Here is a 26,542-nt window from a genome sequence, read left to right as displayed (position 1 = left end):
AGAATATTGATTTCTAAGAATGACATAGAAAAAGATTATATCGGTCGGATAAATCTGATTTTAAAACATATAGAAAATAATCTTGATTCTGAATTGTCATTAGAATCTCTTTCTGGTTTAGCCCTTTATTCGCCATTTCATTTTCATAGAATTTTTAAAGCCATTATTGGAGAAACACTCCGCGCTTACATTATTAGAAAACGTATTGAAAAAACAGCTTCTGTATTACTGCATAAAAGACATGTAAGTATTACAGAGCTTTCACTACAATATGGTTTTAACAGCAATTCTTCTTTTACTCGAACATTTAAAAAGTTTTATGGCATAAGTCCTTCTGAATTTCGAAAAAAGAACCCAAATAAATTTAGCAAGATAAGTAACGTTGAAAGCAAGAATGGGCAAGAAAATTTAATCTCGGAAAAATACATTTGCAACATTAATAATCACTTAAATTGGATTAAAATGAATGCAAACATTGACATTAAAGAAATTCCTGAACTAAAATTTGTCAGTATTACTCATTTTGGAGTACATGGTGTAGAAGATGTATTTAACAGATTAGTAACATGGGCAAATGCAGAAGGTTTAATGAGAAGTCCTGAAACTAAAATGGCAAGAATTTTTCATGATAGTTTTAAAATAACAGACCCAGACAAAGTTCGTATGAGTATTTGCGTTTTAACAAATACCCCTTTTTCTTTAAAAGAAGATATGGATACTGGAATCATTAAAAGCAGAAAATGCATTGTCGGTCGTTTTGAAATAACACCTAACGATTTCGAGAAGTCCTGGGTTAGTCTCTTTATCTGGATGAATGAAAATGGTTATAAAAAAACTGAAGAGCTTCCTTTTGAAATATACCATAATGACTTTCGCGAACACATAGAGAACAAATGTATTGTCGATTTACATATCCCCATTGAATAAAGCAACTTCGATTTATAAAGTAATTCCTTTCATTATCGAAAGGAATTTTTATTTTTAACTTATTATGACGTCAGAAAAAATTATACAAAAAACCATAACCTTTGTAAAAGCGCAATTAACTGGTGCAGAAGGAGGGCATGATTGGTTCCATATAGAACGTGTTTATAAAAATGCGCTGTTAATTTCTAAAAGTGAGCCTGTAGATACTTTTATTGTATCACTGGGAGCCTTATTACACGATATTGCAGATAGCAAATTTCATAATGGAGATGAAACTATTGGTCCAAAAATAGCTCGAGAATTTTTATTTAAACTCAATGTAGATTCCACTGCCATTGAACACGTTACAAACATCATTGAAAACATTTCCTTTAAGGGAGGACATGAAGTACAAAAATTTTGTTCGCTAGAATTAGATGTCGTGCAAGATGCTGACAGATTGGATGCCATAGGAGCCATTGGCATAGCCCGTTGTTTTAACTATGGAGGCTATAAAAACAGAGCCCTTTATAATCCTGATATTAAGCCCAACCTAAACATGAGCAAAGCAGAATACAAGGCATCAACAGCACCAACGATTAATCATTTTTACGAAAAATTACTTCTTTTAAAAGATAAAATGAATACTGAAACGGGGAGGCAAATAGCTTTAAATAGACATACCTTTATGGAACTATATCTAAAACAGTTTTATGATGAATGGGACGGTAATTTGTAAGGTCTTCTAATTAAAATTTGTGTTATTCAACAACTTTAAATAATTTTAAATCAGAAGGTATTTTGGTTTGAAATAAAATAATGACTAGTTTTCCTTAGCAACTTCTAATGCGGTCATCTTATATTCTAGTATAGATAGTTGTTCTCCGTTATATATTATTTGTTCTGCAGTTAGATTATTATTAGAGTTTATAAAATTTAAAATTTCATTAATTTTCACGTTGTAATACTCTATTGTTATATTGATTTTATTATCTTCCATCATTGATTATTATTGAATAATATGCTTTATTTCCTTTCTATATTGCGAGGCACTTTTACCTGTTATTTCATTAAACTGTTTATTAAAATGTGAGAAATTATTAAAACCACATTCAAAACAAACATCAGCAATACTCATTTCACTTTCATTTAGTAGTTTGGTTGCATGCACCACTCTATATTCGTTAACCAATTTAGTAAATGTTTTACCTGTAATACGCTTGAAGTATCTACAAAATGCAGGAACTGTCATGCTTACTTTATCTGCTATTTCGTCTAAACTAATATGATTTTGAAAATTCCTATTAACATGTTTATAAATCAAACCAATTTTACCGCTATCCTGTGGTTCTGCTTCAAAAGCAAAGCCATCGGCGTTTAAAATAATATAGTCATCTGTTTTTGCTAAATAATTCAATATTTCTAAAAACTTTAAAACCCTATCCAAACCTTCATAATTCAGCAGATTCTCAATTTTTGGCCCAATAATCTTTTTTGTTTCTACATTAAATCGAATTCCCTTTTTCGCTCTGTCAAATAATGATGTTATTAATGCCATCTCTGGTATATTAACAAAATCATCTCCTAAAAAATTCGATTTAAACTGAACGGTTGTTTCTGTACCATTGGCTGTTAATCGGTCTGTAAAACCATTGTGAGGCAAATTAGACCCTATTAATATGAGTTGACTATTATTAAAATAAGATAAATGGGTGCCTATATGTGTTTTTCCCTGTCCTTTGTTTACATAAACAAGTTCTAGTTCTGGATGGAAATGCCAAAAGGCATTATACTTATCAACCTTGACCATATGTTGTTTAACGAGTATAGAGCTTCCAAAGCTAGGGCTAAGTTTCTCTAAAGTAGGTTTTTTATTAATCATAGCGGAGCAATTAAGTAACAAAATTACTATATATTATCTTTAAAACCTATATTCAATTATCACAATTATATACTATATTAACTTTACATACATTTAACATTCATTTAACAGATAAAATAACACATAAAATGATCAAATTTGATGTTTTTCATCTTCTTATTCCTACATACCTTTGTAGTGTTAAACGATGTAAAATACAAATTATGAAAAACGTAATTAAAACAATCGAAAAAAACCTATTATTAGTAACAATGATGTTGTTCGCTGTAATGATAGGTAACGCTACTGAAATTTCTTCTTTTAATGTTAAAGGAGATCTTAAAGGGACTGCATTAACAATTGATAATGTGAAGAAAGGAAATCTTTTATCTATAAGAGACTATAATGGTATCATCATATATAAAGAGCTAATTCAATCAACAGGTTCTTACACAAAAGGGTTTGACTTGACTGAATTACCTGATGGAAACTATTTTTTCGAGTTAGATAAAGATCTTCAAATTGAAACCATTCCTTTTGCTGTAGAAAACAATAAAGTTGTTTTCGACAAAACTAAAGAGGCTATCATTTTTAAGCCTTATATAAGGAAAAAAAACGACTTAGTTTATATATCTAAGCTTGCCCCAAACCTTGAACCATTAAAAATAAGAGTTTACGCAAGAAGTTACGACGGTGCTTTTCAATTAATGCATACAGAAAAAATTGAGGGTGCTCAAGTTGCAAAAAAAATATATAAGCTTAGAAAAGGAGGAAATTATAAAATAATACTCAATGCTAACGACAAAGAGTATACAGAATTCATTAACAATTAAGTCACAAACGTTAATTTCTTATTTAGTTTGTTTAGTTTAAATTGGTAAAGAAGTGGGTATTTTGGAGCCCACTTCTTTTATTTATTTTTAATAAATCGCAAAATATATGAAGTCCCTTTTTCTACCTGTGGTGAATAGCTTAAATAAAAAACATCATTTCCGTATTAAAAAATATTATTTAAATATTATTTGGAGTACCCTACATACAACGATTATATCAATAATAACCGTAAAAATGAATGGAACCCCATTCAAATTTTGGCTATCTGCTATTTTAATTTATGTCTTTTTTTATTGGATTATCACTAACATTCTAATAAAATTTATGATTCATAAAGAAATAAACCATATTGACGATTAGTTTAAAACAGTTTCAATTGCCCATCTTTAAATGCTTCATGCAAATCAAGATTAAGTTTAGGCATCATTTTGTTACTAAAATACTTTCGTCTGGCCAGTCGAACAAGGTTATTAATTTGTTCTGCAATTTTTCCTTCCCCTCGCATTCTTGTTTTATATCGAGAATCGTTTAAGCTGCCCCCATGACAGCTTTCTATTTGATGCAATACCTTATCGGCACGGTCTGGCATCGTTTTATAAATCCAATCCTTAAAAATTTCGCCAATAGCACCATTTAATCTTACAATAGTATGAGCAATTGACAGCGCGCCGTGTTCTGATGCTGCTTTTGCCAGAGGTAGTATTTCATGACTATTTATAGACGGAATAATAGGCGCTAACATCACATTTACAGGAATTCCGTTTTCACTTAAAATTTTAACCGTTTCTAAACGTTTTTTTATGGTTGCAGTTCGCGGTTCTAAAATACGTCTTGTGTCTTCTGACAATGAGGTGATTGATATATTCACGCCTACCAAATTATCTTTTGCTAGTGCTGTTAAAAGATCTAAATCTCTAAGAATTAAGGCGTTTTTTGTAATAATACCAACTGGGTGTTTATATTTTAAAAACACTTCTAAACATTGTCTGGTAATTTCAAATTGTTTTTCAGCAGGCTGATAACAATCTGTGTTTCCAGACATAACAATGGTGTGTGCTTTCCAGCTTTTTTTCTTTAATTGTGCCTCTAATAGTTTTGGAGCATCTTTTTTAACCAAAATTCGGCGCTCAAAATCTAAACCAGCACTATACCCCCAATATTCATGGCTATTGCGTGCATAACAATAAATACAGCCATGTTCGCAACCTTGATACGAATTCATTGAATACGTCATACCAACATCTGGACTCTCAACTTTATTGACTATCGTTTTAGGAAATACTTCCAGGTATAGCGTTTTGTTTTTATCGCTTATCTCGCCTTCTTTGCGGCAGAATTCAAGAAAGTCGTCACGCATTTCATGACTCAATTCGAAGAAACGATTAGGGACGTTGAGCTGAGCACCACGTCCTTTTATGGCAGATTTTAGGTTCATTACAGTAAAATTAAAGGTTGAATATGCTTTGAGTAGCTCTTTAAAATTACTTATAAATTCTATTCAAAAATGTTAAAGTAAAAAGAGGTTATTAACAAACTCGATATATCGAGATTCGATTATTAAAAGACATAAACCATACTTGATTTTGTAAAAAAAATCAGCTAACTTCGTTTAACGTTGTATATAAATCATTAAAACGGATTCATATACTTGATAACATTGTACGTCATGCCGAAAACTTCTAATTTCATGTTAAACTGAAAAACAAATCAAATTAAAGTACTATATTTGTAAAAATATTACAAATTTTAAACTTAAAATGGTTTTAGAAATAAAGTTAAGTAATTTTTTCTCAATTAGTGATGAAGTAGTATTGGACTTAAGAGCTGGTAATATTAATACTGAAAAATCAAGATTATTAAAGGATAATATCTTCAAATATGAGGATATTGAAGTATTAAAAACAGTCGCTCTTTACGGAGCCAACGCATCTGGAAAATCTAATATTATCAAGGCTATTCGTTTTTGCATTGCAATGGTTTATGATTCTCACAAACATAATGAGAACTCTATTTTTAATTTTAAGCCATTCAAATTCAAAGGATATTCTAATAAGCCAAGTAATTTCTTCATTCGTTTCGTACATGAAGAAATTGAATATAAGTACTCTTTTTCGCTATCTAGAAATCAAATCTTAAATGAAAGCCTTTATTATTATCCAAATGGTAGAAAAGCCAAAATTTTCACTCGTGATGAAAAGGCTGGGGAAAATAAAAGAGACAAATACTCTTTTGGAACATCTGTAATAAAAAGACCATTTGATGTTGCCGAAAGTACATCTAACAAAACTCTTTTTATATCAAGAGCAAGTCAAATGGATAGAGAGATTCCTAAAAAAATATTTCATTTCTTCCATAGTATGTTTATTAGAAGACATTCTAGTTATAGTATTAGTAATGTAGATGGTTTAATCAGAATCTATAAAGACCATTTACTAAAAGGATTGCAAATGGCAGATAGTGATATTGTCGATTTCAAGCATAGAGTAATAAAGGAAAAAGGTAAAAAAATTAGAGCAAATGTAGATACACAAGAAGCATTTTTCGAAGATGATGAATTAGAAAGTATTGAATTAAAAACTTATCATCGTTACTCGCCAAAAGTTGCATTTGATTTCATGACGGAAGAATCTGATGGTACGAAAAAATTGTTTTTCATGTTATTGACTATTCTTGATATATTAAGAAACAACAAAACTTTGCTAATTGATGAAATTGAAGATAGTCTACATCCAAAAATTGTTGATTATATTATCAAACTCTTTAATGCAAGTGATAGCGCTCAATTAATTTTTTCAACGCATAATACAAATTTATTAGACTTAAATAAATTCAGAAAAGACCAAGTTTGGTTTGTAAATAAAACAATAGATGGTTATTCTGACCTTTATTCTCTCTATGATTATAGTGATTTTAGAGATACAATGGATTTAGAAAAAGCATATTTACAAGGAAGATTTGACTCAATTCCAATCATTGATGATTCAATTGAAAATCTAAAATCAATTATTAGCGAATAAATGGCTAGGAGTAGAAGAAAATCAAAGGGTAAGAAAATTAATCCAACACTATTTGTGTTTTGTGAAGGAGATACTGAAGAGACATATATTAATATGCTAAAATCCTTATTCAGATTATCTTCAATTCAAATACATCCAAAAATTGGCGGAAACAATATTACAGAAAAGTATATTCAAAATTATAAAAAAGATAAGCCAACACATGATAAAGACATTGATTATTTAATGTATGATTTAGATGTTCCAGAAATAGTTGACAGATTAAACAAAATTGCTAATTGCACATTGCTTTTATCTAATCCATGCATAGAATTATGGTTCCTACTACATTATAAAAATCACAAAGCAAATAATGATGGTGCATATTTTTGTAAAGAATTAAAAAATAGAAATAAGACTTATAAAAAAGGTGTTATCGACAAAAAGCTAAAAGAAAAATTAACAACAAAAATCGATGATGCAATAAAAAGAGCGAAAAGCCTAGACGAATCTAAAAACCCGAGCTCAACTATATATAAGTTATTAGAAAAACTAGATGAATTAAAAAAGTAAGCACGAACGTACAATAACGTGTATAGTCAATTGCTAAGTTTTAGCTTACTTGGAAATTCCTTCGGAATTTCTTCTGGTTAGTTTTCTTTTGCTAATTTAGTTACTAGCCAACGCAACTAACCATACACGAACACCTTAAACGAACCTCCAAAAATAAAGTAAAACTTCTTTTTAAAGATAAAACCTTACTTCCCAGGAAAATCAGCCTTTCGTTTTTCTAAAAACGCTGTCGTGCCTTCAGCAAAATCGGCACTACCAAAACAAGTACCAAATTCCTGAATTTCTGTATCAAAACCATTAACACCATCTTTAAAATTGGCATTTATGGCTCTTATAGCTGCACTAATAGCAATGGATGAGTTACGAGATATTTTACCAGCTATTTTTTCGCATAAAGGCAATAATTCTTCTAAGGTCGTTACATGATTTACCAGACCATCATTTAAAGCCTTATTAGCATCAATCATTCCAGCAGTCATAATAAGCTCCATAGCACGCCCTTTTCCTATTAGTTGTGGTAAACGCTGAGTTCCACCATAACCAGGAATAACGCCCAGAGACACTTCTGGCAAGCCCATTTTGGCATTATCGCTTGCCACTCTAAAATGACAGGCCATGGCTAATTCTAGACCACCACCAAGCGCAAACCCATTAATTGCAGCTATGGTAGGTGTAGATAAATTTTCTATAAAGTTAAATAATAGTTCCTGCCCTTTGGCTGCTAACATTTTACCTTCCTCTATATTGTAATCTGCAAACTCACTAATATCCGCACCAGCAACAAAGGCCTTTTCTCCGCTACCAGTAACAATAATAACTTTGGTACTACTATCTAAATCGGCTTCTTTAAAAGCCTCATGCAGCTCATTAATCGTTTCTTTATTAAGCGCATTTAATTTCTTTGGGCGGTTAATAGTTATCGTAGTAATTCCGTTATTTTTTTCTGATAGTATATTAGTATAGCTCATAGCTTTATTTTAGTTTATTGAATAGTAATTTCAAAATCATCATATCCGGGTACACAACTCGCATCGTTACAAGTCATGAATTCAATTTCGCCTGCAACCTTAACTTTTTTGGTTTTTAGCTTAATACGCTGTTTAAAATTCGCAGAATTTTCGAAATATTTGATATTTAATTCGAAAATAGAATCGAAAGCAGTATGCCCCTTATCTTCTATCATATTTCCAACTAACTCATAATCTTCGCTATCTTCAAATATAAAAACGGTTGGTAATGGTCCTCCTTTAGGCACTTTTAACGAATACAAATGGTAGTTTGGTTCTATCTCTGCACTTATAATTAAATCGTATTCTAAATTAGACACTTTTTTTATACTAGTTGACCACTTAACTGGATCTAAAATCTGTGAATGCCCTATTGAAGTTATCAAAAAGACTAATACAAGAATTTTTTTCATTTTTATAAAATTTATACTATGTTATTCTTTAGGAAATGTTACAGTAAACGTCGTTCCCTTTTCTTTTTCCGATTTGAATGTTATGGTTCCGTTATGGGTTTCTACTATGTTTTTCACCATGGCTAAACCAAGTCCCATACCACTTGTTTTTGTTGTGAACTTAGGCTCAAAAACTTTAGTTTTATTTTCTTCAGAAACACCAGAACCGTTATCTGCAACTGTAATAACAACATCATTATTACTTGTCGCAACATTAATAACAATCTTTGGTATTTGATTTTCCGGCATCGCCTGAATCCCGTTTTTAACTAAATTAGTAACCACTCGAATTAACTGTGTTCTATCAAATTTTGCAATAATTTCTTTGTCTTCGGCTGTAAAGAAAATATAATCCTCATTAAAAATATCCAGTGCCAGCTTTACAATTTTTACAACATTAAGCGTCTCATTTTGTTGCGCAGGCATCTTTGCAAAGTTTGAAAATGCTGATGCAATAGAACTCATCGTATCAATTTGCTGAATTAACGTTTTACTATACTCGTTTAATTTAGAATGAATGTTTTCATCGTTTGCATCAAATTTACGCTGGAAATTTTGCACAGTTAAACGCATAGGCGTTAACGGATTTTTAATTTCATGAGCCACTTGTTTTGCCATTTCTCTCCAAGCCTGTTCTCGCTCACTTTTGGCTAATTGTACGGCACTTTCTTCAAGTTCATCAATCATACTATTATACGAGTTTACCAAGGTTGAAATTTCCTCGCTCGTATCATTTACATCAATCCTCTCATTACGCTTTTCTAATCTTGTTGCATTAATTTTGTCGCTAATTGTTTTTAAAGACTTGGTAATGTATTTAGAGAGTATAAAAGCAATACTAATAGCCATTAGCAATACAAACATAAAGGCTAATCCTATACGCTGTAAAAACTCGCTTAACTCTTCTTCAAGAAAATCGTCCTTTTCTAAATAAGGTAAATTTAATATCGCTATGGGTTTAGATTTTTGATCTGTAATATAAGTATAAGACGATTGGTATGTCTGTCCATTTTCCTTATGCTTATCGACATGCCTATGCGTTGCTGTATGTGAAATCGCATTCAAAATTTCAGCAGTAATACATTTGTCGGCAGCAATATTTAAACTTCCTTTAGATGATACTAATAAAGTTCCATCCAAATCATATAAATTAATTTGAAGTTTATGTATATCGGCAATATTATAAATCTCTTCTTTGAAAATTAAGGGAATATTTTCAGTTTTTATCTCCCAGGTATTTTGCTTACCATTTAAAACTTTTTTATGATGTTTTTGAATGTTTTGTTCTTTACGTTCTAAACGTCCCTTATGGTAATCGGCACTTTGTTCCTTATATTGATAAATAGCTACCGCTGCAATCAATATCGACGCCAATAGCACCAGCAAAATCATAGCGATAAAAATACGAGTACGTAAGGAGAGTTTTTTTAATTTCATTAAAAATTATAGTGCTTTTAAAAGTTCAATAAATATAGCAATAATCGAACCAAATATGTCCTTTAAATAAAGAAGTGATTTAAACTTTTTCCATTTACTAAAAAATTGCCCTTTTTAGTTCATTTTTGTCTTTTTTGCCTTCCGTAGCTCTGCTATGCAACTTAAAAAAGCCTTCAAATGATTCAAAAAATGACTAATTTTCGCTTAAACACAAAAAGTTTAAATCACTTCAAATTCAAAAAAACAGAATCAAAAAAAGAGGAACGATTCCTTTTTGGAATTTGATATTTAAGCGTTAACGTTAAGCATCAGGATTCTTATCTCTAATATTTTTATAAACCTTAAAACCTAACATGATAAGAACTCCTAAAACAAGAATCCCAACAACACCCCAAATCCAGTTGATGGCACTTTTTAAAATCACCAAAAAAATCACAGCAAAAAGGATGAATGTTGCGCCTTCATTCCAAATACGCATGAAACTTGATGTTTTTTTAACGACATTATTTTGAAGTTGCTTATAATATTGATGTGTTTTAAGATGATATATAATTAGTAGAACGACAAAGGCTAATTTTACTTGCATCCAATCCTGATAAACAAGTGTAGGGTTTAAATAAAATAGCAACAATCCAAAAAACAAAGCTAAAATAGCTGATGGCCATGTAATTATAAACCACAAGCGTTTAGCCATTAATTTCAATTGTTTCCCAAGTATTTCTTTTTCTGGTGATGACTTATGAAACGCTTCTATTTGATAAACAAATAACCTAGGAATATAAAACAATCCTGCAAACCAGGTGATCACAAAAATAAGATGAAACGATTTTATATAAAAGTAATATTCCATAGGCTAACTAACGTCAACTAGCGATTTTGACCATGATGTGATCCATTTTGAAAGCAAATTAACAAATTCGTCATCGTCATTTAAACAAGGAACCGTTGTAAAATCTTTACCACCCATTTCATGAAAAATCTCTTGACCTTCCATGGCTATCTCTTCAAGGGTTTCCAAACAATCACTAACAAACGCAGGTGTAACAATAGCCATGTTTTTTATGCCTTGTTTTCCCAAGCGTTCAATAGTTCTATCTGTATATGGTAGTAACCAAGGATCGAAACCTAAACGTGATTGAAAAGAGGTTGAGTACGTACCTTCTTTAAATTCTAATGTTTCGGCAACCAATCTGGTCACTTCATAGCATTGATGCCTGTAACAAAACTCATGAGCTTTTGATGGCGTAGCACAACAGCTGCCATCGATTTTACAATGCGATTTTGTAACATCACTCTTTCTAATATGTCGTTCTGGAACACCATGATATGAAAACAATACATGCTCGTAATTTTTATCTTCTAAATGACGTTTTATTGAATTAGAAAGTACCTCAATATAGTCCGGCTTATTATAAAAAGCTAGAACCGATTCTATTTTTAAATTCGGGAAATATTGTTGGCGTAATTCTTCTGCTAATACCGTAATGGTTTCGGTAGTCGCCATAGCATACTGAGGATACAACGGAAATAACAAAACCTCATCTATCCCTTTATCTACTAATTCCTGAAGCCCTTTTTTTATAGTCATACTTCCATAACGCATCGCTAATGCTACAGGGACATCCACCTCTTTTTGTATTTTATTTTGAAGTCTTTCTGATAATACAATCAAAGGAGACCCTTCATCCCACCATATTTTTTTATAGGCTGCAGCAGATGCTTTTGGTCTAGTGTTTAAAATAATACCCTTTACAAGTAAATTTCTTGCCCAAAGAGGTACATCTATAACCCGTTCGTCCATTAAAAATTCACCTAAATATTTTTTTACATCTTTTGGGTCTGGACTATCTGGAGATCCAAGATTGACCAGTAAAACTCCTTTTTTCATCAATAGATTTCTTTTTTACGAAGATAATGACATTACATATTTTTTAGGCGTTGTACCATATTTCTTTTTAAAAGCAGCGATAAAATGGCTAGACGTACTATACCCTACTTTAAGTCCTACCTCATTCACATTATCATCCCCAGATTCTAATAGTTTTCTGGCAACTTCCATTTTATAATCAAACAAAAAGCTAAATACCGAATCGCCATAAATTTGTTTAAAGCCTTCTTTTAACTTTTTAAGATTCAATCCTATTTCATCAGCTAACTCCTGCAAACTAGGGGGTTCTGCCATACGAGCAATAACAATCTCTTTAGCTTTTCTAATTTTAATCACATTTGTTTCATCTACTAAAAACGGACATTGCTCAACGTCAGCATCTTCACTTCTATTAAAATACAAACTCAAAAGCTCGTATGCCTTTCCTTTGTAATAAAGATTTTTAATAGATTGATTAAGATTGTAATTGATTAATTGATTTAAAACAATTGCCATTGAAGGTGAAATGACACCATCTTTATAATATTTTTTATCCTTATTATCATCACTTAAAAAAGTAATATAATCTGCTTCTTGAGAAAATAATCCATGAAAATTCTTTATGGATATTAAAATTGAAACGATCCAGGAATTAGGATCTATTTGCAAATTTATTGGTAAATCGCGCTGTGGGTTATATAATAATAAGGAGTTCTCTTCTAGAATATTTAAAATATACCGCCCTTCATTAAAAACAAACCGACTCGATCCTTTTACACAAAAATGAAATTGAATATAATCACTATCTATTTCTTTAGCAAGAGATTGCACTTTATTTGATTCGTTTTTATAAGTAAGAACCAAAGCACCATCATCTACTCTTGTTTCATCAAAAGGACTTTGAGCGACACTTTTACTAGTGTTTATTTCATCTTTCATAGCAATTTTATTTAGATTGGTTCTAAATAAATTAAGCAAAACCTGCCTAATTATCTACAAAAATATGACATTTATCATATTATTAGAAAAAATATCGTTAAAAAACCACAAACGATACTAAAAGTTCTTTCAGCGTTATTTTTTTAATAAACATCCATATACATTTGCTCTGAATTATCAGGTATCCGCATGCAAAAGTACAATATATCAAGAAGTAATTACTTTTATGCCATTGGTTTAAGTTATAAAAAAGCCGATGCAGACATAAGAGGACGTTTTAGTTTGGATGATGAAGGCAAACAAGCTTTACTTAATCAAGCTAAAGAAAATGATATTGAAAGTTTGGTAGTCACATCTACTTGTAATCGAACTGAAATCTACGGATTTGCACAACACCCTTTTCAATTAATCCAATTACTTTGTGATAATACAAGAGGTACCGTTGAAGAATTCCAAGAAGTAGCATATATATATAAAAATAAAGATGCCATTGCTCATATGTTTCGAGTAGGTTCTGGTTTAGATAGTCAGATCCTTGGGGATTTTGAAATTATTAGCCAATTGAAATCCAGCGCCCGTTCTTCAAAAAAACACGGGTTACTTAATCATTTTTCAGAACGACTCGTAAATGCAGTCATTCAAGCCAGTAAGCGTATAAAGACCGAAACGAATATTTCATCTGGTGCAACCTCGGTATCTTTTGCTTCTGTTCAATATATTTTTAATTCGGTAGAAGACGTATCAAACAAAAATATTCTACTTTTCGGAACTGGAAAAATAGGCAGAAACACTTGTGAAAATCTAGTAAAACATACTAAAAACGATCAAATCACCTTAATTAACAGAACAAAAGACAAAGCTGAATTAATTGCTGGAAAGTTTGACCTGATCGTTAAGGATTATGCTAATTTACAAGAAGAAATTAGTAACTCTGATGTTTTAATTGTTGCTACTGGGGCTCAAAGACCTACTATCGATAAGCACATTATTCAATCTAAAAAACCACTTTTAATTTTAGACTTGTCAATTCCAAAAAACGTGGATGCTAACGTTGAAGAATTAGATAATGTAACCTTGGTTCACTTAGATCATTTATCCAAAATCACGGATAAAACTTTAGAAGAAAGAAAAAAGCATATTCCTATAGCCGAATCTATTATAGAAGAAGTGAAAATGGAATTTAATCAATGGTTAGAAACGAGAAAATTTGCTCCAACCATAAAAGCGTTAAAGCATAAACTTGCAGATTTTGCTGCGGCAGAACTAGAAACACAACGCAAAAAAAATGCTGATTTTAATGAAGCTCAAGCAGAATTAATTAGCGGCAACATCATTCAAAAAATCACCAACCACTTTGCTCATCATTTAAAAGATGACAATATCTCTACCGATGAGAGTCTGGAACTTATAAAAAAAGTGTTTCAGTTAGAACCAACAACGCATGTCTAAAACCATTAGAATTGGCACGCGCGATAGTGAATTAGCACTATGGCAAGCCAAAATAGTACAACAACAACTCGAAAACTCAGGCTATAAAACACAATTGGTTCCAGTAAAATCTACCGGCGATTTAGTTCTGGATAAACCTTTGTACGAATTGGGGATCACTGGTATTTTTACTAGAACCTTAGATATTGCTATGTTAAATCATGACATTGATATTGCGGTCCATTCATTAAAAGATGTCCCAACGGTTTTACCTAAAGGCATCGTACAGGTAGCCGTTTTAAAACGAGGCAATGTAAATGACACGTTAGTTTTTAAAAACAATGAAGAGTTTTTAGGATCCAAAGAAGCCGTTATTGCAACTGGAAGTTTACGCAGACGTGCTCAATGGTTAAACAGATTTCCAACACATAAAATTGTTGACCTGCGAGGTAATGTGAATTCTCGTTTACAAAAACTAGAAGATAATGCCGATTGGAATGGTGCCATTTTTGCTGCTGCTGGCATTGGTCGTATTGGTATAAGACCTGAGGAAGCCATTAATTTAGATTGGATGATTCCTGCTCCAGCACAAGGAGCTATTATGATAACAGCTTTAGAGGAAGACGATTTTGTTAAAACGGCTTGTGCTGAATTAAATCATGAAGAAACCGAAATTTGCACCACAATAGAACGTGAGTTTTTAAATAAATTAGAAGGTGGCTGTACAGCACCTATTGGCGCACTTGCTTATATTAAAAACGAAGAGATCAATTTTAAAGGCGTATTGCTAAGTGCAGATGGCACTAAAAGAATTGATGTTACTCGTGTAAAAAAACTGGGAGAACATAGCGATATGGCTTCGTTTTGTGCCGATTTTATTATAGAACGAGGCGGTAAGCGTTTAATGGATAACATTAAGCACGCTAATAAAATAACAAACGTCTATTCAACAAAATCACTTACAGAAGACCAACGACTTCTATTCCATGAAAAAGTGGTTTCAAAAAGTAGCGATTTTATAAAAATAAGCTTGAATAGAATTCACCCTAGGTTCTTGAAAAACGAAATTCAGAATGTAGTCATCACCAGTAAAAATGCAGTGGAATCTTTAATTACTAATTATTCTTCAGCCGAGTTACAGTTTAAAAATATATACTGTGTTGGTAGACGTACAAAACGTTTAGTAGAAAATAGAATCGGTAAAGTCACTCATTTCGAAAAAAGTGCAAAAAAGCTAGCAGAGTATTTAGTTGAATATATGGAAGGTAGCGAAGTAACTTACTTTTGCAGTGATTTAAGGCTAGATGATTTACCAACTATTTTAACCGAAAACAATATAAAAGTAACCGAAGTAGAAGCCTATCAAACCAAGTATGATGGGATAAAAATAAACGATTCTGTTGAGTGCGTTATGTTTTACAGCCCATCTACCGTAAAAAGTTTTGTGCAAGAAAACGATACAGATGTTATTGCTTTTTGTATTGGAGATACCACTGCAAAAGAAGCAAAAAAGCATTTTAAAGATATTAGAATTGCTAAAGTACCAACCGTAGAAAGTGTAATTGAGTTAGTTAATGAACACTATATTTAATGGTTTATCTAACAGTTTTATTATTTGTAAAAGAAGGAAAAGAAACTATATTTAATGAATATGAATCTTTAATACTTCCAATTATAAATGATTATAGCGGAACATTAATTTATAGGATTAGACCAACACAGGACAATTTTGTAAGTTCTGAAGGCGAATTGCCTTATGAAATACATGTTGTTTCATTTGCAACTGATCAGGATTTTGCGAATTTTATAAATGATGATAAAAGGAAGCGTTTTGTGAATCTGAAAGAAGATTCTATAAAATCTACTTTCTTAGTTAAAGGTAAAAGATTGTAATAATATACCCCTGTCTGTCACACTGAGCGCGCAGTCGAAGTGCCTATAAACAGGAAGATGTTATATAAAAATTTAAATTAAAAAGATTCCCGTCTCCACGGGAATAACAAAAAAAGATGAGTATAAAGAACGATTTATTTTTAAGAGCTTTAAAAGGAGAAACCGTAAACCGTCCACCTGTTTGGATGATGCGTCAAGCTGGTCGTTACCTACCAGAATTCATAGCTATTCGTGAGAAATACGATTTCTTTACACGTTGCAGAACGCCAGAATTAGCTAGTGAAATTACAGTGCAGCCTATTAGACGCTATGGAATGGATGCTGCTATTTTATTCAGTGATATCTTAGTGATTCCTCAAGCTATGAATATAGAGGTACAAATGAAACCCAATTTTGGCCCATATTTACCAAACCCTGTACGCACTCAAAAAGACGTTGATAATGTTATTGTTCCAGACGTCACAGTAGAATTAGACTATGTATATCAAGCCATAAAAGCAACAAAAGAATTACTCAACGATGATATTCCTTTAATTGGATTTGCTGGTTCACCATGGACTATTTTATGTTATTGCGTACAAGGCCAAGGAAGCAAAACTTTTGATAAGGCCAAGGAGTTTTGTTTTACGAATCCGATTGCGGCGCATCAATTACTCCAAAAAATAACAGATACTACCATTGCTTATTTAAAAGAAAAAGTAAAAGCAGGTGTGAATGCCGTGCAAGTCTTTGATTCATGGGGAGGTATGCTATCACCAGTTGACTATCAAGAATTCTCTTGGCAATATATAAACCAAATCATTGAAGCTTTAAAAGACGACGCTCCGGTAATTGCTTTTGGTAAAGGCTGCTGGTTTGCTCTAGGTGATATGGCAAAAAGTAATGCCTCTGCTTTAGGTGTAGACTGGACATGTTCACCAAGAAATGCACGTTACCTATCAGGTGGAAATATTACGCTTCAAGGTAATTTCGACCCGTCTCGTTTACTATCGCCTCCTTCTGAAATAAAGAAAATGGTACACCAAATGATTAATGAATTTGGTAAAGACAAATACATTGTAAATCTAGGTCATGGTATTTTGCCTAACATTCCATTAGATCATGCCAAAGCATTCATAGATGCAGTAAAAGAGTATAGCCCCTCTTAATAGAGGAGAAACTACGATATAATTAAATAAATTTAAATTTTTAATAAATTAGATAGATTTTAATAGTTTAATGTAATTAATTCCCTCTACTTTGGAGAGGGCTAGGGAGAGGCTTTATGATTAAAAACATAATATTAGGAATCAAAGCATATTTCGGCGCTTTTAGTTTAATATCTAAATTAAAGCTTTGGAAATATTTTGCAATTCCTATGCTTATAAGTTTTATAACAGCCATTGCTATTTTCACCTCAGCTTATGGCTTATCTGATAACGTAGGAGCTTTCATTTCAAAAATCTGGATTTGGGATTGGGGAAAAGAAACCTTTGCAACAATTAGTTCTTTTATTGGCGGACTCTTTATTATTGTTATCGGACTAATCCTTTTTAAACACATCATCATGGCATTATCTGCGCCATTTATGAGTCCTGTTTCCGAAAAAATAGAAGCTCATTTAACAGGAAACGCTCCGCATTCACATAGAAATACAACGTTTTTAGAACAGCTTTGGCGTGGTATAAGAATTAACGGAAGAAACTTACTCATGGAGTTAGTATTAACTATTCCCATACTACTCTTAAAGTTTATACCTTTTATCAATATATTCTCTACCATATTACTCTTTTTAGTCCAAGCCTATTATGCTGGTTTTGGTAATATGGATTATACCCTAGAGCGCCACTTTAAATACCAACAAAGCACTGCATTTGTTAGAAAAAACCGAGGATTAGCCATTGGTAATGGTGTTGTATTTATCTTGTTTTTATTAATTCCTGTTATTGGTGTGATACTAGTATTACCACTTTCTGTAACAGCAGCAACCACTAAAACAGTAGAAGCACTTCAATTAAAAACAAAACTTCAAAATGCTTAGTTTTAATGGATATAATATCGCACCTATACAACTAAAAGATGCTTGGAGTATTTGTAATTTTATTGTTGCCAATGAAGACCGATTAAAACGCTATTTTCCTAAAACATTAGAACAAAATTTAACACCAGATCTATCTAAATTCTTTGTAGACAAAAAAGTAAAACAATTTCACTCAAAAGAGGAATTCTTATTTACTATTAAAGAAAATGAATCTGGTGAATTAGTCGGTCTAGTCTATATAAAAGAACTAGATTGGGATAAAAAGCAAGGAGAATTTGCCTATTGCATAGGCTACCCTTTTAAAGGACAAGGAGTCATCACAAAAGCTATTAGCTGCTTATCAGATTTCGCTTTTTCTGACTTAGGCTTAAAGACTCTTCAAATCATTGTTCATAAAGACAATATAGCTAGCGTAAAAGTTGCTGAAGATTGCAATTTTACATGGATTAAAACACTTAAAAATGAGTTTGCGCCTCCTGGAGAAGCTCTTTTAAATATGGAGTTATATGAACTGTATAAAGAAATAGAAACTTAATATGCCTCACTTTATAATTGATTGCTCAGAAAATATTTTAACAATGCAACAACCTGATACCATCATGCAGGAAGTTCATAAAGCAGCTACAGATACTGGTTTATTTGAAGAAGCAGATATTAAAGTACGCTTAAACCCTTTTAAAGAGCACTATTTAGTAGGTGGTAAAAAAGAGGATTTTATACATGTTTTTGCAAATATCATGGAAGGCAGAACGACAGAGCAGAAAGCAAACCTTTCCAAACAAATTGTTTCTCAATTAAAAACCTTATTTTCTACCATTCCTTTTATAGCGATTAACATAAGAGATTTTGAAGCAGCAACATATTGCAATAAAGATATGATCTAAACATGATTAGACCTGTCAGGTTTTGAAAACCTGACAGGTCTGGAACAGCACAACAACTTAAAATTAAAAAAGATATTAAAAATAAATCCTACCAATATTACACAAGACCGTAGCATATCAAAACTAGAAGTTATTGATAGTAAAGCAACTTTTCATGATGATATAAAAAACCTTGTTTGTAGGTCTACATAGAAATAGATGAATTTAGAAAAACTGGAAAAAGACTATTATTATCACATTTTCAATCGAGGAATAAACAGTGACATTATTTTCAAAACTGAAGATAATATGTCGTATTTCTTGAAATTAATTGAAAAACATTTAACAGAAAAAGTTGATATTCTTGCATACTGTTTAATGAACAATCATTTTCATTTAATTATTAAGGTTAATGAAGATGAATCCACGGTCACTCAATCATTTTCAAATCTTTTTAATGCTTATGCCAAAGCGTATAATAAACAACAAAACAGAACAGGAACACTTTTTGAAAGACCTTATAGAAGAATAAAAATTAAAGATGAAAATTATTTAAAAAATTTAATCTTATATGTCCATAAAAACCCTGAAAATCATAAGATTGTAAAGAATTTTGAAGATTATAAATTTTCATCATATAAAGATTACTCTACGAATAGCTACACTATCATTTCAAAAAAAAAGCCTTATATTTTAAATCTTTTCAACGATTTGAAAAATTTTAAATATACACATAACTCAGATCTATCAGGTTATGAAAACCTGATAGATCTGGATCAGCAGCAACAAAACAAAAAATTAAAAGATATCAAAAATAAATTCTATATATACATACAAAACTTACAAGATACCATCACATCAAAACTTGAAGCTATTGATGGCAAAGCAACATTTCAAGAAGATATCTGGAAACGACCAGAAGGTGGTGGCGGACGTACCCGTGTTATTGAAAACGGACATGTTTTTGAAAAGGGAGGCGTGAATATTTCTGGTGTTCATGGTAAACTTCCAAAATCGATGCAAGCCTATTTTAAAGTAGGCGATGTCGATTTTTTTGCTTGTGGACTAAGCTTAGTTTTACACCCTAAAAACCCTATGGTTCCTACCGTTCATGCTAACTGGCGTTATTTTGAAATGTATGATAAGCAAGGGAATATTATTGATAGCTGGTTTGGTGGCGGACAAGACCTAACCCCTTACTACTTGTTTGAAGATGATGCCAAACATTTTCATCAAACCTGTAAAAATGCCTGCGATAATCATAATTCAGAATTTTATCCAAAATACAAAGCGCGTTGCGATGAATACTTTTATAATACACACCGTAATGAGGGCAGAGGTATAGGAGGTTTGTTTTTCGATTATTGTAAAGCTTCAGAAACCATGACCATGGAAAACTGGTACGACTTCGTAACTGAAGTTGGCGATAGTTTCCTAGAAGCTTATGTCCCAATTGTTGAAAAACGAAAAACATTAGAATATACAGATGCCCAACGAAATTGGCAAGAAATTCGTCGTGGTCGTTATGTAGAATTCAATTTAGTACATGATAAAGGCACGCTTTTTGGGCTAAAAACTAACGGACGTATAGAAAGTATTTTAATGAGCTTACCACCTCATGTACAATGGATTTACGACCATCAACCTGAAGCTGGAAGTGAAGAAGAAAAATTAATAGATGTTTTAAAGACTCCAAAGAGCTGGGCTTAGTTATTTCCAGACAATTACCTGTTTAGATACTTTTTTAAAGGCATTATAAACGTGAAATAATCTTGCCTTTAATAATAATTTTCTGCCCTCAAGATGTCTGGTATAAAATAACTTATTCCTTCCTAAATTTATACGCCAATGTTTTTGGAATATTAATGCATTTGTTTTTTTGTCTCCAAAAATTTCTGGAACAGAATAAAAATTCTCGATATTTAAACGTCTTCTAAAAAGACTTGTCTTTACTATTAAATACCTTGGAGATTTTATAGGCTCCAAAATTTCGCTTAAAGCTGTTGAAAACAAAGAATTTTCAAACGGATTACCACCTATTAAATCACAAATAATATCACCATTATTAATACGTCTGGATTCAACATTCACTAAGCTTTTATTAGTCATTATAAACCCTAATTCAAATAAAGTATCAAGTATTGCCTGCCCAATTTTCTTTATTTTTCTATCTAGATATCCATACCTTATATAAAGCATTACTGCTTTGTACAATTTATAACCAAATGATATTATAAATGCAATCAAAAAAGTATATAAAAAATACGTAACACCTCGACTAAAAGCTATATGAATGTTTTTTAAAATGAACTCCAAATAAAATAGCAAAATTGTAAAAGATAATTCCACTACAAAAAACCACACAACATCAAAATAATAGATTTGCTTTTGTTTTTTATACGGGAGTTCTCCCAAATGATAAATCTTAGTTTCTTTTGTTAATTGAGTCCCTTTTACAATAGCCTCATCCCATTTTTTTATAATACTATTTCTGTTTTTAGCATGACTTAACGTTTGTAAATTTAACGTTTCAACATGGTCTTCTAAAATTCGCTCAGGAAATTGTAAGCGTTCAAAACTGTTTTCGATATATGATTGATTACCATTAGAAACACCAACAAAAGCTTCAAATCTTCGCCTTAATATATCAACATCTCTACCTCCATTTGACACAGTGCTATCAAGACATGCTAAATGCCAAATATTTCCTGTTTTGTTTAATTTATCTGGATCTTTTCTAATAGCCCTACCTCGCATTTGGTTTGAAGACACAAACGAACCAATAAATGATGCTAAAACTAAACTGTTTATAGATGGCGCATCCCAACCTTCTCCTAGTAAGGATTTTGTGCCAACCAAAACTTTAATATCTCCGTTTTCAAAAAGTTTAGTTATAATATTTATAATCGAATTTTTTGTTTTCTTTTTCGATCCTACCAATAAAAACTCGCTATCAACCTGTAATGGTGTGAATGAAAAATAATCACAATGCTCAATGAGATTAAAAGCCTTTAAAATAGTCTTATGAATAATAACCAGGCTTCCAGAAACTACTGCTAACGATTCTTTATTTGAAAAATACGTTCTTAAATACTGAAAAATAGGAATGACACCTATTTTATTAATCGTCTTTATTTTATTGGCTTCAGTAGTTAAAAACTCTTTTCTAATATAATCTGTTAAAACAACGCACCTTAAATCATTATCTAAACTCTTATACTCTGAAGTAACTATGCTAATAATACTTTTAAGCTTACTTGGACTGCTCGCTAAGGATTTATAAAGTAAATCTTCACCTATAAAATTTACTTTCCGCTTTTCGAATACATGTATCTTTCTTAATTCTTTTTCTAAGCTTAAAAGATATGATTCATTTTCTAATAATTGCTCCCTATCATGAATCAGTAAATTTTGAAACAAAACCTCTAACCATTCCAGTTCCAAAGTCGGAAATGTTATTGTCTCTTCTTTATTAAAACCTAATATCTCTAATTTAGTTCTTTCAATGGTTATACCACATGCATTTAAAAAAATTAGAATAGCTGAAAAATATTCAGCATTAGAATAAAGTTCCTCTAAATAAACTTCTGGTTGATTAAAGAAACGATGTTGTTTTATAAAAGAAATAAAAACATCATCGTGAAGCAATTTATCTTTAAAATCAGCAATTTTTCGTCTATACTCAACAATAAAATTAATCTCTAAATCTTCCGGTTTTGAAAAATAAACAAAGTCTTGATGCGCACATAAATCAGTCTCTTTCACCAAATCTGGAACTGCAATTTCATCATCTATTTCACCACAAAGTGTAAAATATTTTGACACTTCGCTTCTGCTACTATCATAAGGAGGTGTTGCTGTTAACCCCACAATAAAAAAAGAGCGGTTGTTTTTTAAATCAATCAAACAGTTCCACCATTCATTTTTTAAATGATGTGCTTCATCTAAAACAAGAGTCTTGATATTGTGTTTTTTAAAAAAAGCGTAGTAGTCGTTTTTATCTTCAAATGTTTTATAAAAAGCATGTAAAGATTGATAGGTTGCAAATGTAATATCACTAGGTGATTTTACATTAAAGGAGTACGACTCAAATGTTTTACTTTTAGTAAAAAAAGATTGTAGTCTATCTTCCCATTGGTTTCTAATAGTAAGTGTAGGAGCAAGAACCAATGTCTTTTCACCGAGTCGTCTTATAATTTCAATCCCTAGAATTGTCTTTCCAGAACCAGGAGGTGCTATAACGTGGAAATGGTTATCTGATATATGGTTATCAAAATTTTTTAAAAGCTTTGCTTGATAACTTCTCCAGGGAAAATTAAATTCTAAATAACCCAACGACTCATTCAATATAAACTAGGTTTTAATGATTAACTTTGCAACTGATAAAAATAACAATTATCAAGAATTTTATAGCCATAAATTATGTATCCATTAAAAAGAAATAGAAGACTAAGAACTGGTGAAGCTATTCGTTCTCTAGTTCGTGACACTATAATTACTCCTGATGATTTTTTAGTACCTCTGTTTGTTGTAGAAGGGAAAGGTATTAAAGATGAAATTCCATCCATGCCAAATTACTTTCGCTATAGTTTGGATTTACTTGAAGGTGAAGTAAAAGAATTATGGAAATTAGGTTTAAAATCGGTATTACTTTTTGTAAAAGTTCCAGATAATTTAAAAGACAATAAAGGCACAGAAGCTTTAAATCCTAATGGATTGATGCAACGGGCTATTAAAACGGTAAAAAATATATGCCCGGAGATGGTCGTTATGACCGATGTAGCATTAGATCCTTACTCGGCCTACGGACATGATGGTATTATTGAAAACGGACACGTTCTAAACGATGAAACTGTAGATGTTTTAAGTGAAATGAGTGTGTCTCATGCAAAAGCTGGAGCTAATTTCGTTGCTCCAAGCGACATGATGGATGGTCGTATTCTATCTATTCGTGAAGCTTTAGAAGACGAAGGTTTTATAAACACAGGTATTATGAGCTACTCAGCAAAATATGCCTCAGCATTTTATGGCCCTTTTCGTGACGCACTAGATTCTGCTCCGGTAGATTTAGTAAATATTCCAAAAGATAAAAAAACCTATCAAATGGATTATGCGAATCGTTTTGAAGCTATTAGAGAAACTGAAATGGACATAGATGAAGGCGCAGATATTGTTATGGTGAAGCCTGGACTATGCTATTTAGATATCGTGAGAGACATTAAAAATGAGGTTGATGTTCCTGTTGCAGTATATCAAGTTTCTGGCGAGTATGCTATGCTAAAAGCCGCAGCGGAAAAAGGTTGGCTAGAACATGATGCCGTAATGATGGAACAGGTTACAGCAATTAAACGTGCTGGAGGAGATATTATAGCGTCTTATTTTGCAAAAGATGTCGTTAAAATTTTAAACGCTTAAAGTCAAGTCATCCATTAATAAATGACTAATAATTCTAAGACAGAAATTAGTATTCTAAATGTTGGATGTTTTCTAGTTTTTGGCATGCCAGAAGCCATCTAACTTTTTAAGTAAATTATGATGTTTTTCTTTTAATAATAAATACACTCTTTGACTATGCCCGCAAGAGCATTTAATAACTAAATAGTCATCAAAGGTGTTTTTTCTTGCTGTTTTATCATGTATTGAGGGATTAACCTCTATATCTACAGCTGGTTTATCAATAACTTCACAAATTGAAGAAATAATGACACTGAATGTTTCATTACATTCTTTTTTTGCACAAGTAACTTCTGCAAACTTATAGGATGGTTTTTTGGTTGTCATAAATTTGTTTTTTTAATTATGCTACTAAATAATAAACTAAGAAGAGAAAAAACCCATACAAAATAACAGTATTTACTTACACAAGTTACAAAATAAATTTTAACTATTTTAGCCATAAATCAATTTTAATGAGTGTATTAATTTTTTGGGCAACTATTTCCATTTTCTTTTCATTTTTATGTTCAATTCTTGAGGCCGTTTTATTAACGGTAACGCCAACATTTATAAATGTGAAAAAGCAAGAAGGCAAAGACTATGCGTTTACATTAGAGCGTTTAAAAAAAGATGTAGACAAGCCGCTAATTGCTATACTTACTTTAAATACTATAGCACATACATTGGGAGCAATGATGGTTGGTATTGAAGCCGAAAAACTGCCTTATAAGCTAGAATTAGCTGGAATTAATACCGTTGGAGTCGTCTCTGCTATTATGACCTTATTAATATTAATTGCTTCAGAAATTATCCCAAAAACCATCGGTGCAACTTACTGGAAAGGCTTAGCCAATTTCACTTCAAAAGCATTAGTTGTTTTAATGTTTCCTTTAAAATGGACAGGTATCCTATGGCTTTTACAGCTCACTACGAAACTTATCGGAGATAAAGGTCATGGCAGTGTATTAAGTCGCGAAGATTTTCATGCTATGACAGACATCGCTCAAGAAAAAGGTGTATTTCAGGAAAATGAAAGTAAGATCATTAAAAATTTATTGACTTTTAAAGAGGTTTTAGCAAAAGATGTTATGACTCCTCGAACTGTTATGTTGGCGGTTGACCAAGATACGACTGTCAAAGATTTTTTTAATAAAAACATGAATCTTCGTTTTTCAAGAATTCCTATATATTCAGAAGAACCAGATGACATAAAAGGGTTAGTGCTTAAAGACGAAGTCTTTAAAGAAATGGCACTAGGTCATGGAGATAAAAAACTAGTTGATTTAAAACGACATATTATTATTGTTAACCGTAATTTACCTATTCCAAGTTTGTTCGAACAATTAGTTGAAGGCAGAAATCATATGGCTTTGGTTGTTGATGAATATGGTTCTGTAAGTGGTTTAGTAACTATGGAAGATGTTATTGAAACTCTTTTAGGCTTAGAAATTATGGACGAAAGCGATAATGTTTCAGATCTTCAACACCTAGCACGAAAAAGTTGGGAAGCTAGAGCTAAAAAATTAGGTATTTTTGATGAATAAACCTCTAAAAAATGGAAACTTGCATCATACAGTCACCTTTAGGTTATACTAAAATAAATGGTGATAATAACGGGATCTCTTCCGTTATTGTTTTAAACTCTGAAGAAAAAGTAACCGATATTATCCCGATAGAATTAGAAGATTGTGCTCGCCAGCTTAAAGAATATTTTGAAGGGAAACGCAATCAATTCAATCTAAAATTAAATCCTCAGGGAACCGAATTTCAAAAAAAGGTCTGGGAACTTCTTGAGCAAATTCCTTATGGAAAAACATGTTCTTATTTAGAATTATCAAAACAACTAGGCGATGTAAAAGCCATTCGCGCCGTTGCAAGCGCTAATGGAAAAAATCCTTTATGGATTATTGTTCCTTGCCATCGTGTTATTGGTAGTGATGGTAGTTTAACTGGTTATGCTGGTGGTTTACACCGTAAAAAATGGTTGTTAGAACATGAGAGCCCTTATAAGCAACAATCTCTTTTTTAAA

At 31.7% G+C, this 26,542-nt stretch carries 26 protein-coding genes and 1 pseudogene; 17 read left to right on the top strand and 10 right to left on the bottom strand.

What is annotated here, in order from left to right; all coding sequences use genetic code 11:
- The first annotated feature begins 6 nt into the window (after positions 1-6).
- Entirely contained in the window at positions 7-927 is a 921-nt protein-coding gene (locus tag Q4Q39_RS18360) for an AraC family transcriptional regulator (RefSeq protein WP_303284030.1), read from the top strand.
- Positions 928-991: 64 nt separating this feature from the next.
- Positions 992-1,645 carry an HD domain-containing protein gene (locus tag Q4Q39_RS18355; RefSeq protein ID WP_303284029.1) on the top strand — a complete coding sequence of 218 codons (654 nt, stop codon included), beginning with the start codon at positions 992-994 and terminating at the stop codon, positions 1,643-1,645.
- Positions 1,646-1,915: 270 nt separating this feature from the next.
- Here Q4Q39_RS18355 and Q4Q39_RS18350 read toward each other — a convergent pair whose 3' ends face one another.
- Complete coding sequence (locus Q4Q39_RS18350; protein ID WP_303284028.1) at positions 1,916-2,788, bottom strand: AraC family transcriptional regulator; 873 nt, start codon at positions 2,786-2,788, stop codon at positions 1,916-1,918.
- Between the two features lie 203 nt (positions 2,789-2,991).
- Here Q4Q39_RS18350 and Q4Q39_RS18345 point away from each other — a divergent pair, with 203 nt between their 5' ends.
- Positions 2,992-3,600, top strand: a complete 609-nt coding sequence (locus Q4Q39_RS18345; RefSeq protein WP_303284027.1) for a hypothetical protein — start codon at positions 2,992-2,994, stop codon at positions 3,598-3,600.
- A 362-nt stretch (positions 3,601-3,962) separates the two neighbouring features.
- On the opposite strand, the gene Q4Q39_RS18340 is transcribed toward Q4Q39_RS18345, so the two are convergent.
- Positions 3,963-5,036 (bottom strand): PA0069 family radical SAM protein, encoded by a 1,074-nt coding sequence (locus Q4Q39_RS18340; protein WP_303284026.1) that lies wholly within the window; start codon positions 5,034-5,036, stop codon positions 3,963-3,965.
- A gap of 322 nt (positions 5,037-5,358) precedes the next feature.
- Between Q4Q39_RS18340 and Q4Q39_RS18335 the strand changes: the two genes are divergently transcribed.
- Both Q4Q39_RS18335 and Q4Q39_RS18330 read left to right on the top strand, forming a co-directional pair.
- Positions 5,359-6,618 carry an AAA family ATPase gene (locus Q4Q39_RS18335; RefSeq protein ID WP_303284025.1) on the top strand — a complete coding sequence of 420 codons (1,260 nt, stop codon included), beginning with the start codon at positions 5,359-5,361 and terminating at the stop codon, positions 6,616-6,618.
- Positions 6,619-7,170: an RloB family protein gene (locus tag Q4Q39_RS18330; RefSeq protein ID WP_303284024.1), complete on the top strand. Its 552-nt coding sequence runs from the start codon at positions 6,619-6,621 to the stop codon at positions 7,168-7,170.
- 185 nt (positions 7,171-7,355) lie between these two features.
- On the opposite strand, the gene Q4Q39_RS18325 is transcribed toward Q4Q39_RS18330, so the two are convergent.
- The 6 genes from Q4Q39_RS18325 to Q4Q39_RS18300 all read right to left on the bottom strand — a co-directional run bounded on the left by Q4Q39_RS18325 (position 7,356) and on the right by Q4Q39_RS18300 (position 12,872).
- The gene (locus Q4Q39_RS18325) at positions 7,356-8,138 is read right to left on the bottom strand and encodes an enoyl-CoA hydratase/isomerase family protein (protein WP_303284023.1); all 783 of its coding nucleotides are present in this window, start codon (positions 8,136-8,138) and stop codon (positions 7,356-7,358) included.
- A gap of 14 nt (positions 8,139-8,152) precedes the next feature.
- Positions 8,153-8,590 (bottom strand): protein-disulfide reductase DsbD domain-containing protein, encoded by a 438-nt coding sequence (locus Q4Q39_RS18320; protein WP_303284022.1) that lies wholly within the window; start codon positions 8,588-8,590, stop codon positions 8,153-8,155.
- 21 nt (positions 8,591-8,611) lie between these two features.
- On the bottom strand, positions 8,612-10,066 hold the full coding sequence (locus Q4Q39_RS18315; protein ID WP_303284021.1) for a sensor histidine kinase: 1,455 nt from the start codon (positions 10,064-10,066) through the stop codon (positions 8,612-8,614).
- A gap of 301 nt (positions 10,067-10,367) precedes the next feature.
- Positions 10,368-10,916, bottom strand: a complete 549-nt coding sequence (locus Q4Q39_RS18310) for a CopD family protein (RefSeq protein WP_303284020.1) — start codon at positions 10,914-10,916, stop codon at positions 10,368-10,370.
- A gap of 3 nt (positions 10,917-10,919) precedes the next feature.
- Positions 10,920-11,954 (bottom strand): ferrochelatase, encoded by a 1,035-nt coding sequence (gene hemH / locus Q4Q39_RS18305; RefSeq protein WP_303284019.1) that lies wholly within the window; start codon positions 11,952-11,954, stop codon positions 10,920-10,922.
- A 15-nt stretch (positions 11,955-11,969) separates the two neighbouring features.
- Positions 11,970-12,872 (bottom strand): helix-turn-helix transcriptional regulator, encoded by a 903-nt coding sequence (locus tag Q4Q39_RS18300; protein ID WP_303284018.1) that lies wholly within the window; start codon positions 12,870-12,872, stop codon positions 11,970-11,972.
- 189 nt (positions 12,873-13,061) lie between these two features.
- On the opposite strand from Q4Q39_RS18300, the gene hemA reads away from it, so the two are divergent.
- The 9 genes and pseudogenes from hemA (at position 13,062) to hemF (ending at position 20,786) form a co-directional block, all read left to right on the top strand.
- Positions 13,062-14,321 carry a glutamyl-tRNA reductase gene (gene hemA / locus Q4Q39_RS18295; protein ID WP_303284017.1) on the top strand — a complete coding sequence of 420 codons (1,260 nt, stop codon included), beginning with the start codon at positions 13,062-13,064 and terminating at the stop codon, positions 14,319-14,321.
- Positions 14,314-15,891, top strand: a complete 1,578-nt coding sequence (hemC, locus tag Q4Q39_RS18290; protein WP_303284016.1) for a hydroxymethylbilane synthase — start codon at positions 14,314-14,316, stop codon at positions 15,889-15,891. Before hemA ends, hemC begins: the two co-directional genes overlap by 8 nt.
- Positions 15,891-16,193 carry a hypothetical protein gene (locus Q4Q39_RS18285; RefSeq protein ID WP_303284015.1) on the top strand — a complete coding sequence of 101 codons (303 nt, stop codon included), beginning with the start codon at positions 15,891-15,893 and terminating at the stop codon, positions 16,191-16,193. Before hemC ends, Q4Q39_RS18285 begins: the two co-directional genes overlap by 1 nt.
- Before the next feature lie 116 nt (positions 16,194-16,309).
- Positions 16,310-17,341 carry a uroporphyrinogen decarboxylase gene (gene hemE / locus Q4Q39_RS18280; RefSeq protein ID WP_303284014.1) on the top strand — a complete coding sequence of 344 codons (1,032 nt, stop codon included), beginning with the start codon at positions 16,310-16,312 and terminating at the stop codon, positions 17,339-17,341.
- A gap of 116 nt (positions 17,342-17,457) precedes the next feature.
- A complete protein-coding gene (locus Q4Q39_RS18275) occupies positions 17,458-18,213 on the top strand; it encodes an EI24 domain-containing protein (RefSeq protein ID WP_303284013.1) in 756 nt (251 codons plus the stop codon).
- A complete protein-coding gene (locus Q4Q39_RS18270) occupies positions 18,206-18,748 on the top strand; it encodes a GNAT family N-acetyltransferase (protein WP_303284012.1) in 543 nt (180 codons plus the stop codon). Before Q4Q39_RS18275 ends, Q4Q39_RS18270 begins: the two co-directional genes overlap by 8 nt.
- A gap of 1 nt (position 18,749) precedes the next feature.
- Positions 18,750-19,097, top strand: coding sequence for a 5-carboxymethyl-2-hydroxymuconate Delta-isomerase (locus tag Q4Q39_RS18265; RefSeq protein WP_303284011.1), 348 nt, complete (start codon positions 18,750-18,752; stop codon positions 19,095-19,097).
- Between the two features lie 198 nt (positions 19,098-19,295).
- Positions 19,296-19,646: pseudogene (locus Q4Q39_RS18260) on the top strand (transposase); the annotation flags it as partial.
- Between the two features lie 237 nt (positions 19,647-19,883).
- Positions 19,884-20,786, top strand: a complete 903-nt coding sequence (hemF, locus tag Q4Q39_RS18255) for an oxygen-dependent coproporphyrinogen oxidase (RefSeq protein WP_303284052.1) — start codon at positions 19,884-19,886, stop codon at positions 20,784-20,786.
- On the opposite strand, the gene Q4Q39_RS18250 is transcribed toward hemF, so the two are convergent.
- On the bottom strand, positions 20,787-23,423 hold the full coding sequence (locus tag Q4Q39_RS18250) for a DEAD/DEAH box helicase family protein (protein WP_303284010.1): 2,637 nt from the start codon (positions 23,421-23,423) through the stop codon (positions 20,787-20,789).
- 75 nt (positions 23,424-23,498) lie between these two features.
- Here Q4Q39_RS18250 and hemB point away from each other — a divergent pair, with 75 nt between their 5' ends.
- Complete coding sequence (gene hemB, locus Q4Q39_RS18245; RefSeq protein WP_303284009.1) at positions 23,499-24,491, top strand: porphobilinogen synthase; 993 nt, start codon at positions 23,499-23,501, stop codon at positions 24,489-24,491.
- Positions 24,492-24,563: 72 nt separating this feature from the next.
- Here the strand turns inward: hemB and Q4Q39_RS18240 are convergent, their stop codons facing one another.
- Entirely contained in the window at positions 24,564-24,857 is a 294-nt protein-coding gene (locus Q4Q39_RS18240) for a hypothetical protein (RefSeq protein WP_303284008.1), read from the bottom strand.
- A gap of 128 nt (positions 24,858-24,985) precedes the next feature.
- On the opposite strand from Q4Q39_RS18240, the gene Q4Q39_RS18235 reads away from it, so the two are divergent.
- Both Q4Q39_RS18235 and Q4Q39_RS18230 read left to right on the top strand, forming a co-directional pair.
- Positions 24,986-26,056, top strand: a complete 1,071-nt coding sequence (locus tag Q4Q39_RS18235; RefSeq protein ID WP_303284007.1) for a CNNM domain-containing protein — start codon at positions 24,986-24,988, stop codon at positions 26,054-26,056.
- An 11-nt stretch (positions 26,057-26,067) separates the two neighbouring features.
- A complete protein-coding gene (locus Q4Q39_RS18230; RefSeq protein WP_303284006.1) occupies positions 26,068-26,541 on the top strand; it encodes a methylated-DNA--[protein]-cysteine S-methyltransferase in 474 nt (157 codons plus the stop codon).
- Position 26,542 lies beyond the last annotated feature (1 nt).

The sequence above is a fragment of the Flavivirga amylovorans genome (assembly GCF_030540875.1).
In the GTDB taxonomy this organism is placed as follows: domain Bacteria; phylum Bacteroidota; class Bacteroidia; order Flavobacteriales; family Flavobacteriaceae; genus Flavivirga; species Flavivirga amylovorans.
The sequence above is the reverse complement of the archived record's forward strand: the minus strand, read 5'-3'. Positions and strand labels throughout refer to the sequence as shown.